9 protein-coding genes are annotated in these 12,376 nt (G+C 61.4%); 5 read left to right on the top strand and 4 right to left on the bottom strand.

Annotated features, from left to right (window positions below; genetic code table 11):
* Positions 1-33 precede the first annotated feature (33 nt).
* Both nhaC and J2887_RS04750 read left to right on the top strand, forming a co-directional pair.
* Entirely contained in the window at positions 34-1,509 is a 1,476-nt protein-coding gene (gene nhaC, locus J2887_RS04755; protein ID WP_227174487.1) for a Na+/H+ antiporter NhaC, read from the top strand.
* 3 nt (positions 1,510-1,512) lie between these two features.
* Positions 1,513-2,760, top strand: coding sequence for an NAD(P)/FAD-dependent oxidoreductase (locus J2887_RS04750; RefSeq protein ID WP_227174485.1), 1,248 nt, complete (start codon positions 1,513-1,515; stop codon positions 2,758-2,760).
* A gap of 179 nt (positions 2,761-2,939) precedes the next feature.
* Here the strand turns inward: J2887_RS04750 and fba are convergent, their stop codons facing one another.
* The 4 genes from fba to tkt form a co-directional block, all read right to left on the bottom strand.
* The gene (gene fba / locus J2887_RS04745; protein WP_227174483.1) at positions 2,940-4,004 is read right to left on the bottom strand and encodes a class II fructose-bisphosphate aldolase; all 1,065 of its coding nucleotides are present in this window, start codon (positions 4,002-4,004) and stop codon (positions 2,940-2,942) included.
* A 110-nt stretch (positions 4,005-4,114) separates the two neighbouring features.
* Entirely contained in the window at positions 4,115-5,275 is a 1,161-nt protein-coding gene (locus J2887_RS04740) for a phosphoglycerate kinase (RefSeq protein WP_227174481.1), read from the bottom strand.
* Between the two features lie 36 nt (positions 5,276-5,311).
* Positions 5,312-6,343, bottom strand: coding sequence for a type I glyceraldehyde-3-phosphate dehydrogenase (gene gap, locus J2887_RS04735; protein WP_227174479.1), 1,032 nt, complete (start codon positions 6,341-6,343; stop codon positions 5,312-5,314).
* The gene (gene tkt / locus J2887_RS04730; protein ID WP_227174477.1) at positions 6,343-8,343 is read right to left on the bottom strand and encodes a transketolase; all 2,001 of its coding nucleotides are present in this window, start codon (positions 8,341-8,343) and stop codon (positions 6,343-6,345) included. The genes gap and tkt overlap by 1 nt, the downstream gene beginning before the upstream one ends.
* 209 nt (positions 8,344-8,552) lie before the next feature.
* Between tkt and J2887_RS04725 the strand changes: the two genes are divergently transcribed.
* The 3 genes from J2887_RS04725 to ahcY all read left to right on the top strand — a co-directional run bounded on the left by J2887_RS04725 (position 8,553) and on the right by ahcY (position 12,364).
* Entirely contained in the window at positions 8,553-9,557 is a 1,005-nt protein-coding gene (locus J2887_RS04725; RefSeq protein WP_227174475.1) for a metalloregulator ArsR/SmtB family transcription factor, read from the top strand.
* A gap of 135 nt (positions 9,558-9,692) precedes the next feature.
* Positions 9,693-10,883 carry a methionine adenosyltransferase gene (gene metK / locus J2887_RS04720; protein WP_227174473.1) on the top strand — a complete coding sequence of 397 codons (1,191 nt, stop codon included), beginning with the start codon at positions 9,693-9,695 and terminating at the stop codon, positions 10,881-10,883.
* A gap of 86 nt (positions 10,884-10,969) precedes the next feature.
* Positions 10,970-12,364: an adenosylhomocysteinase gene (gene ahcY, locus J2887_RS04715; RefSeq protein WP_227174471.1), complete on the top strand. Its 1,395-nt coding sequence runs from the start codon at positions 10,970-10,972 to the stop codon at positions 12,362-12,364.
* Positions 12,365-12,376 lie beyond the last annotated feature (12 nt).

Raw genomic sequence — 12,376 nt, 5'->3', positions numbered from 1 at the left:
GCCATAACAACAATGCACCCTGAGGACCGCACCATGTCGGATACCAACACCCCAACGGTCGCCATGCCCGCCCTCCCGATTGCCCTGATTCCCATCGTGCTCACGATCGGGCTGCTGGGGATACAGATCTTCTACTACGACGACTTTACTCCCCACATTCCACTGGCCATTGGCTTCGCCATCACTGCAATCGTTGGCTGGGCCCAGGGCTACCGCTGGAAGGACATCGAAGGCGGCGCCTTCCACGTGCTTCATGTCGCCATGCCTTCGATCGCCACCCTGATCATCGTTGGCATGCTGGTCGGGACCTGGCTGGCCAGCGGTACGGTACCGCTGCTGATTCACGTCGGCCTTGAGCTGATCGATCCCTCCTGGTTCCTCGCTGCCACCATGCTGATGTGTTCACTGATTTCGCTGTCGATCGGCTCATCCTGGACCACCGTCGGCACCATTGGTCTGGCGCTGATCGGCATCGGCAATGCGTTTGGTGTGCCCATCTACTGGACCGCCGGCGCCGTGGTATCCGGCGCCTTCTTTGGTGACAAAATCTCGCCTCTGTCAGACACCACCAACCTGGCACCGGCCGTGACCGAAACCAATATCTTCGAGCACATCCGCAACATGCTCCCGACCACCATTCCGGCCATGCTGATCGCGCTGGTGATCTATTACGTGGTTGGTGGTTCCACCGAAACCTCTGGTGACTCCCTGGCACGCATTGCTGCCATTCAGGAAGGGCTGAGCGCCAACTTCGACTTCGGGTTCTGGCAGGCGCTACCGCTGCTGGTGGTGATCGTGATGGCCTTTCTGCGCATTTCACCGATTCCGGCCCTGTTCACCGGCGCCGTGCTCGGTGGCGTCGTCGCGGTTCTGGATCAGGGAGCCGGCATCCATGACGCGCTGACCTTCGCCCATGCGGGCTACAGCATTGATACCGGTGATGACGCCCTCAACAGCCTGCTCAACCGAGGGGGTGTGACCTCCATGACCTGGGTGGTCACGCTGATGATGTTTGCCCTGGCCTTCGGCGGCGCCCTCGAGCGCACCCGCTGCCTGGAATCGGTGGTAGCCGCCATCATGCAGGTCATTACCCGGTTCCGTGGGCTGCAGACCAGCGCCATCCTCACCTCCATCGCCACCAACATTGTCTCCGGCGATGTGTACCTGTCCATCGCCCTGCCTGGCCGGATGTACAAGCCCGCCTACGACAAGCTGGGCTACTCCCGGCTGAACCTGTCGCGGGCGATTGAGGAAGGTGGCACGCTGGTGTCCCCGCTGGTGCCCTGGAATGCCGGTGGTGCCTTTGTGATGGGCGCACTGGGACTGACGGTGGTCAACGGCGACCTGTCTGCCCTGCTCTATATTCCGCTGGCCTTTGCCTGCTGGCTCTCACCACTGTTCGGCATTCTTTACGCCCAACTGGGCTGGTTTTCCAAGCGCGCCGAAACCACTGAGAGTGAGAGCAATGCCTCCGGTCCCGGCCTGATTGGCGAGCAGCAGGAAGCCTGAGCCATGAATCAGCCATGTGAAACCGTTGTTGTGGGAGCCGGCGTGGTGGGCCTGAGCATCGCCATCGCCCTGCAGCAGCGGGGCCGCCAGGTCACCCTGCTTGACCGGAGTCGCCCGGGTGAAGGTGCGTCCTTCGGCAACGCCGGTTTTCTTGCCACTGAACTGAACGACCCGCTGGCCACCCCTGACACACTCAAAGCGGCGCCGCTGCTGTGGGCCAATCCCCGCGGCCCGGTGTCACTGCCACTGGCACACTGGCCGCAGATCACGCCCTGGTTATGGCGGTTCGTGAAAGCTGCCAGTCCCAGGCAGGTGCAGGTGGGACAGCAAGGGCTTCGGGCACTGAACCAGTCAGCCCTGGGCGCCTGGCAACGGCTGCTGCGGCGGCTGGACCTGATCGACGAACTGGTGCCGTCCGGCTACCTGCAGGTCTGGGAGGCGGAGCACGCCGGGAGCCAGGCCGAGCAGCAGGCGGAGAAGCTGGCCGGCTGGGGCATTGACAGCACCGTGCTGTCAGCCGCCGGGGTTGCCGAGCTGGAGCCGGGGCTGAATGAGCGGGTACGTCACGGCCTGTTACTACCCGCGTCGCACCAGGTACGAGATCCCTACCATCTGGTGCAGCGGCTGTTCGAACGCTTCATGGAGGCGGGTGGACGCTTCCAGCAAACCCGGGTAACAAGCGTCCGAGGCGGACAGATGGCGGCACAGGCCGTCACCGAACAGGGCGCGGTGGATGCACACCAACTGGTTGTTGCCTGCGGTGCGTGGAGCCGACAACTGCTTAAAACCACCGGTGTCGATGTCCCTCTTCAGGCGGAACGGGGATACCACCTGACATTGCCCCGGGCCGGCAGCGTTCTCCGCCGCCCGGTGGGATCGGCGGACCGCCATGTGGTGATGACGCCAATGAGCTGCGGCCTGCGGGTGGTCGGCATGTCTGAGCTCGGGGGGCTCGATCAGCCGCCGATCGAGCAGCGCTTCGATACCCTGCGCCATCATGCCAGCGCCCTGCTGGCCGATGCGGAGCCGGTCACCCGGAATCACACCACCTGGATGGGCTATCGCCCCACCCTGCCGGACTCGTTGCCGGTGATCGACCAGCACCCGCAACAACCTTCGGTATATGCGGCGTTCGGTCACCAGCATCTAGGGCTGACCCAGGCCGCCATCACCTCGGAGTTGCTGGCCGCCCGGATGACCCAACAGGACACCCGGATAGACCTCACGCCTTATCGCATCAACCGGTTTTAAGGAGCCTCTGACTTAACCCCAAGGCCCGATTCCCTTCGTCCATTCCTCTGGACTCCCGGTGCCCCGGCACCTTCGCCCACCCACCCGGCGGGCTTTTTTTTGGGGGAGCCTCTGATTAACCATGAAAAAGGGCGGCCCGAAGGCCGCCCCAGATGATTACATGCGCAGTGCGGTGTGGATCAGTTGACCTTCGGGTCCAGCTCACCGGCTTCGTAGCGCTGGAACATGACTTCCAGATCCATCGCCTTGATCTTGCTGGCATTGCCGGCAGTGCCGAAGGCTTCGTAACGGTCCACGCAGATATCCGTCATCGCCTTCATGGATTCCTTGAGGTATTTGCGCGGGTCAAACTCGGCGGTGTTGTTTGCCAGGAAGCGACGGATGGCACCGGTGCTGGCCAGGCGCAGGTCAGTATCGATGTTGACCTTGCGAACACCGTGCTTGATGCCTTCAACAATTTCTTCCACCGGCACGCCGTAGGTTTCCGGGATCTCGCCACCAAACTCGTTGATGATCGCCAGCCAGTCCTGGGGCACGGAGCTGGAGCCGTGCATCACCAGGTGGGTGTCCGGAATGCGCTTGTGGATGGCCTTGATCTGGTCAATCGCCAGGATGTCACCGGTAGGCGGACGGGTGAACTTGTAGGCGCCGTGGCTGGTACCGATGGCAATGGCCAGGGCGTCAACGTGGGTTTTCTTGACGAAATCCGCCGCCTCTTCCGGATCAGTAAGCATCTGCTCGTGGCTGAGGGTACCTTCGGCACCAATGCCGTCTTCCTCACCGGCCTGACCGGTCTCCAGGGAGCCCAGGCAACCCAGCTCGCCCTCAACCGAGACACCACAGGCGTGGGCCATTTCCACGGTACGGCGGGTAACGTCTACGTTGTACTCGTAGGAGGTCGGGGTCTTGCCGTCCTCACCCAGGGAGCCGTCCATCATCACCGAGCTGAAGCCCAGCTGGATGGAGCGTTGGCAGACCGCCGGACTAGTGCCGTGATCCTGGTGCATGACCACCGGGATATGGGGGAACTCTTCCACCGCCGCCAGGATCAGGTGGCGCAGGAACGGCGCACCGGCGTACTTGCGGGCACCGGCAGAGGCCTGCACGATCACCGGGGAATCGGTCTTGTCCGCCGCTTCCATAATCGCACGCATCTGCTCCAGGTTATTGACGTTGAACGCGGGCACACCGTAGCCATACTCAGCCGCGTGGTCCAGCAACTGGCGCATCGAAATCAGGGCCATGGGATCTATCTCCTCAAATTCTGTGAATTCTGCTTAAAACGAAAAAAGCCCGGGGCCTTTCCCAGGCTTCCGACTCGGGAGTGGCGGCTGTCCACAGCCACCGGCATTCCTCAAGCGCCGCGTTCTTCCAATACCGCAACCGCCGGCAGCACCTTACCTTCCACAAACTCCAGGAAGGCTCCGCCACCGGTGGAAATATAGGAAATCTTGTCAGCCACACCGTACTTGTCAACGGCAGCCACGGTGTCACCACCACCCGCCAGCGAGAAGGCATCGCTCTGTGCGATGGCATCGGCAAGGGCTTTGGTACCGTTACCGAACTGATCAAACTCAAACACACCTACCGGGCCATTCCACAGAATGGTCCTGGCCGAAGTCAGCAGCTCAGCGAACTGGGCGGCAGTCTGCGGGCCCACATCCAGAATCATGTCGCCCTCGGCCACTTCGTCAATGGACTTGGTCGTCGCCTCAGCGGTCTCAGCAAATTCACTGGCCACCACCACATCGCTCGGCAGCGGGATGTTGACCTTGCTGGCGATCGCTTTGGCTGTATCAACCAGGTCGTGTTCGCACAGCGACTTGCCCACCGGGTGGCCGGCAGCAGCCAAAAAGGTGTTGGCAATGCCGCCACCAACGATCAATTGATCGCAGATCTCGGACAGGGCATTCAGTACGTCCAGCTTGGTCGATACCTTGGAGCCACCGACAATGGCCACCACCGGCTTGGCCGGATTGTCCAACGCCTTGCCAAGAGCCTCCAGCTCGGCCGACAACAGCGGACCGGCGCAGGCTTCCGGGGCAAACCGGGCAACGCCATGGGTGGATGCCTGAGCACGATGGGCGGTGCCAAAGGCATCCATCACATACACGTCGCACAGCGCGGCGTACTGCCTGGCCAGGGCTTCGTCGTCTTTTTTCTCGCCCTTGTTGAAACGGACGTTCTCGAACAGCACCACCTCACCATCGGCAACATCAACGCCGTTCAGGTAATCCGCGGCCAGACGTACGTCCTGGCCCAGCAGACCGGACAGGTGCTCCGCCACCGGCTGCATGGACGCGGCCTGATCAAAAACACCTTCCTCCGGTCGGCCCAGGTGAGACATCAGCATGACCTTGGCGCCGGCGTCCAAAGCCGCCTTGACGGTCGGCAGTGAAGCGCGGATCCGGGCATCACTGGTCACCTTGCCGTCCTTGACGGGCACGTTCAGGTCTTCCCGGATCAGTACGCGCTTACCAGCGAGATCCAGATCGGTCATTTTTTTGATGGCCATAGGGTCGTCTCTTCAAAAATGTTCAGTAGGTTGGGTTCAGTTCAGTTGCAGCCAGCTTCGGCTGACGTCCAGCATCCGATTGGCAAAGCCCCACTCGTTATCAAACCAGCACAGCACCTTCACCATGCGGCCGCCGGTCACCCGGGTCTGGCCGCCATCCACCACGCCGGAGTGGGCGTCGTGGTTGAAATCGGAGCTGGCCAGCAGCTCGTCGGTGTAGCCCAGGATGCCTTTCAGCGGTCCACCCGCCACCTGCTGCAGCAGGGCGTTTACCTCCGCCACCGAGGTTTCCCGACGTACATTCAGGGTCATATCGATGGCGGACACGTTGGTGGTCGGTACCCGCATGGCCACAGCGCTGAAACGGCCTTTCATCTGCGGCAACAGACGCTCGATCCCTCGCGCCAGGCCGGTATCCACCGGCACAATGTTCTGCAGGGCACTGCGGGTCCGGCGCAGGTCGTGATGATGGTAGGCGTCGATAACCGGCTGATCGTTCATTGCCGCGTGAATCGTCGTGGTAACGCCCTGCTCCACCCCCAAAGCCTCATCCAGCACCCGGATGACCGGCACGATACAGTTGGTGGTGCACGACGCGTTGGAAACGATTCGATCCGCCGAAGACAGTGAGTGTTCATTAACCCCAAACACCACCGTGCGATCGACATCGGCTTCCGCGGGCTGTGAAAACAGCAGCCGACGGGCCCCCGCCGCCAGGTGCTGTTCAGCGGTCGCGCGGTCAGAGAACGAGCCGGAGCACTCCAGCACCAGATCGATGTCCAGATCACCCCAGGGCAGCCCTTCCGGACTGGTGCCCCGCAATACGGCGATGGGATCACCATTGACCAGCAAGCGCTCGGCCTCCACCGTCACCTCCCCACGAAACCGCCCGTGGGTGGAATCGTACTTGGTGAGGTGGGCGATGGTGTCGATGTCCGACAGCTCATTGATCGCGACCACCTGCAGCCGGTCGCGAAAGCCGTTTTCGTACAACGCTCGCAGCACGCATTGCCCGATCCGGCCGTAGCCGTTGAGGGCAATGCGATAGGGACGGCCCGGACTGTTCATCAGGCTTCCAGCAGCTCCCCTGCCACCGCCAGCACGTTGTCGACGGTAAAACCGAATTCCTTAAACAGCTCACCCGCCGGGGCGGATTCACCGAAGGAGCTCATGCCCACCACGCGGCCATCCAGACCGACGTACTTGTACCAGTAGTCCTCAATAGCCGCCTCAATGGCGATACGGTTGGTCACTTCCAGCGGCAGCACCTGCTGCTTGTAATCGGCACTCTGGGCATCGAATACGTCGGTGGACGGCATGGACACCACCCGCACCCGCGAGCCTCGCTCACGCAGCTGGGCGGCCGCGTCCTGGGCCAGCGCCACTTCGGAACCGGTGGCAATCAGGATCAGATCCGGGGTGCCGTCGCTGTCAGACAGCACGTAGCCACCGCGGGCGACGTTGGCCAACTGTTCGGCACTGCGGTCCTGGTGTGGCAGGCCCTGACGGGAGAACACCATCGCTGTCGGGCCATCCTGGCGCTCGATTGCGGCTTTCCAGGCCACTGCGGATTCCACCGCATCCGCCGGACGCCAGGTGCTCATGTTCGGAGTGGTGCGCAGACTCGCCAGCTGCTCAATGGGCTGGTGGGTCGGGCCATCTTCACCCAGACCAATGGAGTCGTGAGTGAACACATAGATGGCGCGCTGTTTCATCAGTGCCGCCATCCGCACCGCATTACGGGCGTATTCCATGAAGATCAGGAACGTCGCACCGTAAGGAACGAAGCCACCGTGCAGGGCGATGCCGTTCATAATCGCGGACATCCCGAACTCACGAACGCCGTAATAGATGTAGTTGCCACTGGCGTCTTCACGGCTCAGCCCCTTGGCGCCGTCCCACAGCGTCAGGTTGGAGCCGGCCAGATCCGCCGAGCCACCCATGAATTCCGGCAGCAACGGACCAAAGGCATTCAGAGCATTCTGCGAGGCCTTACGGCTGGCGATGGTTTCGCCCTTATCCTGAATCTGCTGGATGTAGGCCTGAGCCTGCTCAGCAAAGTCTGCCGGCAACTCGCCCGCCATGCGACGCTGGAACTCGGCTGCCAGCTCAGGCTCCGCCTGCTGGTATGCTGCGAAGGCATCGTTCCAGGCCTGCTCGGCGGCAGAGCCCTTCTCGCGACCGTCCCAGGCCTGATAGATGTCGTCAGGCACTTCAAACGCGCCATGATTCCAGCCCAGGTTCTCACGGGCCAGGGCGATCTCATCCTCGCCCAGTGGCGCGCCGTGGCAGCTTTCAGTGCCCTGCTTGTTGGGGGAGCCGAAACCGATCACGGTCTTGCAGCAGATCAGGGTCGGCTGCTCAGTGTTGGCGCGGGCCTGCTCGATGGCGTTGCGTACGGCCTCGGCATCGTGGCCGTCCACCGCCGGGATGACCTGCCAGCCATAGGACTCGAAACGCTGCGGGGTGTTGTCAGTGAACCAGCCGTCCACTTCACCGTCGATGGAAATGCCGTTGTCGTCGTAGAAGAAGACCAGTTTACCCAGCCCAAGGGTGCCCGCCAGCGAACAGACTTCGTGGGAGATGCCCTCCATCAGGCAGCCGTCGCCCAGGAACGCATAGGTGTAGTGGTCAACGATGTTGTGACCGGGACGGTTGAACTGCGCAGCCATGGCCTTCTCGGCGATGGCGAAGCCAACCGCGTTGGCAATGCCCTGGCCCAGCGGCCCTGTGGTGGTCTCAACACCCGGTGTGTAACCGTACTCGGGGTGACCCGGCGTCTTGGAATGCAGCTGACGGAAGTTCTGGAGATCGTCAATGGAGAGATCGTAGCCGGTCAGGTGAAGCAGTGAGTACACCAGCATCGAGCCGTGGCCATTGGACATGACGAAGCGGTCACGGTTGGCCCACTCCGGATTGGCCGGGTTGTGGCTCAGGTACTCGTTCCACAGCACCTCGGCGATATCCGCCATACCCATGGGCGCACCCGGGTGGCCGGACTTGGCTTTCTGAACCGCATCCATGCTCAGCGCGCGAATGGCGTTGGCGAGATCTTGGCGAGACGGCATTGACTGTTCTCCACTGGCTTCAGGAAAAGAAAAGATTTAGGGGTACAAAAACTGGCGCGTATTTTCGCCGATTAGGCACCGTTGGGGCAAATCGGATAGACAAGCGGTCATCCTGCCGGATTCCGCCCCTGCCGCGGCGCACAAATCTATATCAAAATATTTTGATATGACTATTGATTAACCAGCCATGCCTCCCTAAACTGCCAGCCATGACCAACAACGCCCCCACCCCCAGCATTGAATCGACCAGCCTCGATTCCCTGGCGCCGATCTTCAAGGCCAGCGGCGACCCCCTGCGCCTGGAAATCCTGCGGGTGCTGCGACGGGACACCTTTGGCGTAATGGAGCTCAGCCAACTGTTCGACATGCGCCAATCCGGCATGAGCCATCACCTCAAGGTGATGAACAAGGCCGGTCTGCTGGAGCCCCAGCGGGAGGGCAACGCCATCTTTTACCGCCGGCCACTGAACCTGGACAGCGACAAACTCGCCGACCAGACCATCCGGCAGATTTTCGACATGGTGGATCAGGTACCGATGCCGGAACACCTGCAGGACCGGATTGAAGCCATTCGCCTGCAACGGGCCAATCAGTCCCAGGCGTTCTTTTCCCGGCATGCCGCCCAATTCCGGGAACAACAGGAGCTGATTGCCGCCTTCGAGCTGTACGCTGAACCAACAGCGGAGCTGATCCGCCAGCGCGCCAGTCGTCAGGGCTGGCACACCGCGCTGGAGATCGGTCCTGGCGAGGGCGGCTTTCTCAATGTGCTGGCCGCGCTCTGTGAACAGGTGGTGGCGCTGGACAACTCCCGCGACATGCTGGCAAAGGCCACCCGGACCTGCATCGACGAGCGGCTGAACAACGTCGACCTGATTGAAGGGGTGACCGACACCCTACTGGCCCGCGGCGACGCGTTCGACCTGGTGGTAGCCAATATGGTGCTGCATCACGTTCCCAGCCCGGCGGACATCTTTCTCGATGCCGCCGCCCTGATGAACAATGGTGGCTGCTTTGTGGTCAGCGACCTGTGCAGCCACGATCAGGACTGGGCCAAGGAAAACTGTGGCGACCTCTGGCTGGGGTTTGAGCCGGAAGAACTCACCGCCTGGGCCGACGATGCCGGCCTGGTGAGTGGCGAGTCACTGTTCATTGGTCTGCGCAACGGCTTCCAGGTACAGGTACGGGAATTCTGGAAATCCATCGGCAGCAGTTAACAATTCGAACTTTTTACGAGCAATATCAATTTTTTTTGATATACAATGCAATCCCTGACACAACGGTATTCCGGCGCCGATCACGGCCGGCAGACGCTTAACAGCTTATTCAGCTCATAACAGGAGCCAAAAACAATGTCTGATTACAGCATCTTTACCTCTGAATCGGTCTCTGAAGGCCATCCGGACAAGCTGGCTGACCAGATCTCCGACGCCGTTCTGGATACCATTCTCGAAAGCGACCCCCATGCCCGGGTTGCCTGCGAAACCCTGGTAAAAACCGGTGTTGCCATTGTTGGTGGCGAAATCACCACCTCGGCCTGGGTCGACCTGGAAGATCTGGTGCGCTCGGTCATCAAGGACATCGGCTACACCTCTTCCGACGTTGGCTTTGACGGCGACACCTGCGGTGTCATCAACATCATCGGCAAACAGTCCGTCGACATCGCCCAGGGCGTTGATCGCCAGAAACCGGAAGACCAGGGCGCCGGAGACCAGGGCCTGATGTTCGGCTACGCCAGCAACGAAACCGACGTGCTGATGCCGGCCCCTATCTGCTACGCCCACCGCCTGGTGGAACGTCAGGCCGAGGCCCGCAAGAGCGGCCTGCTGCCCTGGCTGCGCCCGGACGCCAAGAGTCAGGTAACCTGCCGCTACGAAAACGGCATCGTGACCGGCATTGACGCGGTGGTGCTGTCCACTCAGCACGATGAAGATGTCAGCCAGGCCGATCTCAAAGAAGCGGTCATGGAACTGATCGTCAAGCACGTGATCCCGGCGGAGCTGCTGCACGCCGACACCCAGTTCCACATCAACCCGACCGGCAAGTTCGTGATCGGCGGCCCGGTGGGCGACTGTGGCCTGACCGGCCGCAAGATCATTGTCGACACCTACGGTGGCATGGCCCGTCATGGCGGCGGCGCCTTCTCCGGTAAAGACCCGTCCAAGGTTGACCGCTCGGCAGCCTATGCCGGCCGCTACGTAGCCAAAAACCTGGTGGCCGCCGGTCTTGCTGACAAGTGCGAGATCCAGGTGTCCTACGCCATCGGCGTGGCGGAACCGACCTCCATCTCCGTCAACACCTTCGGTACCGGCAAGATCAGCGACGACAAGATCATTACCCTGGTCCGCGAACACTTCGACCTGCGTCCGTATGCCATCACCCGCATGCTGGACCTGCTGCACCCGATGTACCGGGCAACAGCGGCTTACGGACACTTCGGTCGTGATCCCTACGAAATGACCGTGAACGGCGACACCTTCACCGCCTTCCCCTGGGAAAAAACCGACAAGGCGGCGGCATTGAAGGACGCAGCCGGGATCTGATCCTCAGAATTAACCCAGTCGGCCTGTCACTTTGACGGTGGCGCGCCGACGGTTTCTCAAAACACAGCAAGCGACAGGAGAACACCATGAGCACTCCGGCAGAGCAACTGAACGCCAACCAGGATTACAAGGTCCGCGATATCTCTCTCGCCGACTACGGCCGCAAGGAAATCAAGATCGCCGAAGGCGAGATGCCGGCCCTGATGGCCCTGCGCAACAAGTACAAAGCGGAGCAGCCACTCAAAGGCGCCAACATCATGGGCTGCATCCACATGACCATCCAGACCGCCGTGCTGATCGAGACGCTGGTGGAGCTGGGAGCCAATGTGCGCTGGTCTTCCTGCAACATTTTCTCAACCCAGGACCACGCCGCTGCAGCGATTGCCGCCCAAGGCATTCCGGTCTTTGCCTGGAAAGGTGAAACCGAGGAAGAATACGAATGGTGCCTGGAACGCACCGTCGGCGCAGACATCGAAGGCTGGGAACCCAACCTGATCCTGGACGACGGTGGCGACCTCACTGCCCTGCTCCACGACAAGCATCAGGACATCCTGGCCAACTGCCACGGCGTCACCGAAGAGACCACCACCGGCGTTCACCGCCTGCAGGAAATGCTGCGGGACGGCTCCCTGAAAGTACCGGCCATCAACGTCAACGATGCCGTCACCAAGTCCAAGAACGACAACAAGTACGGTTGTCGCCACAGCCTCAACGATGCCATCAAGCGCGGCACCGACCACCTGATGGCGGGCAAGAAAGCACTGGTGATTGGCTACGGCGATGTGGGCAAGGGCTCCGCGGCCTCGCTGCGTCAGGAAGGCATGATCGTCAAGGTCACCGAAGCGGACCCGATCTGCGCCATGCAGGCCTGCATGGACGGCTTTGAAGTGGTGTCCCCCTACATCGGCGGCGTCAACACCGGTACCGAAGCCGGCGTCGACAAGGACCTGCTGGGCAACACCGACCTGCTGGTCACCACCACCGGCAACTACAACGTCTGTGACGCCAACATGCTCAAGGCGCTGAAATCCGGTGCCGTCGTGTGCAACATCGGCCACTTCGACAACGAGATCGACACCGCCTTCATGCGCAAGAACTGGGAATGGGACGAGGTCAAGCCACAGGTTCACGTGGTTTACCGTGACAAGGCCAGCAATGATCACCTGATCCTGCTTTCCGAAGGCCGCCTGGTGAACCTGGGCAACGCCACCGGTCACCCGTCACGGATCATGGACGGTTCCTTCGCCAACCAGGTGCTGGCCCAAATGTACCTGTTTGAGCGCAAATTCGCCGAACTGCCGGAAGACGCCAAGGCCAAGGGTGTATACGTTCAGGTTCTGCCCAAGCAGCTGGACGAGGAAGTGGCCCGCGCCATGGTCGAAGGCTTTGGTGGCGTGATCACCAAACTGACCCCGGAACAGGCCCAATACATCGGTGTGGCGGTGGAAGGCCCGTACAAGCCGGAAAGCTACAAATACTGATCAGGTAACGAC

Source organism: Marinobacter sp. CA1 (assembly GCF_020546665.1).
GTDB lineage: Bacteria > Pseudomonadota > Gammaproteobacteria > Pseudomonadales > Oleiphilaceae > Marinobacter > Marinobacter xestospongiae.
The sequence above is the reverse complement of the archived record's forward strand: the minus strand, read 5'-3'. Positions and strand labels throughout refer to the sequence as shown.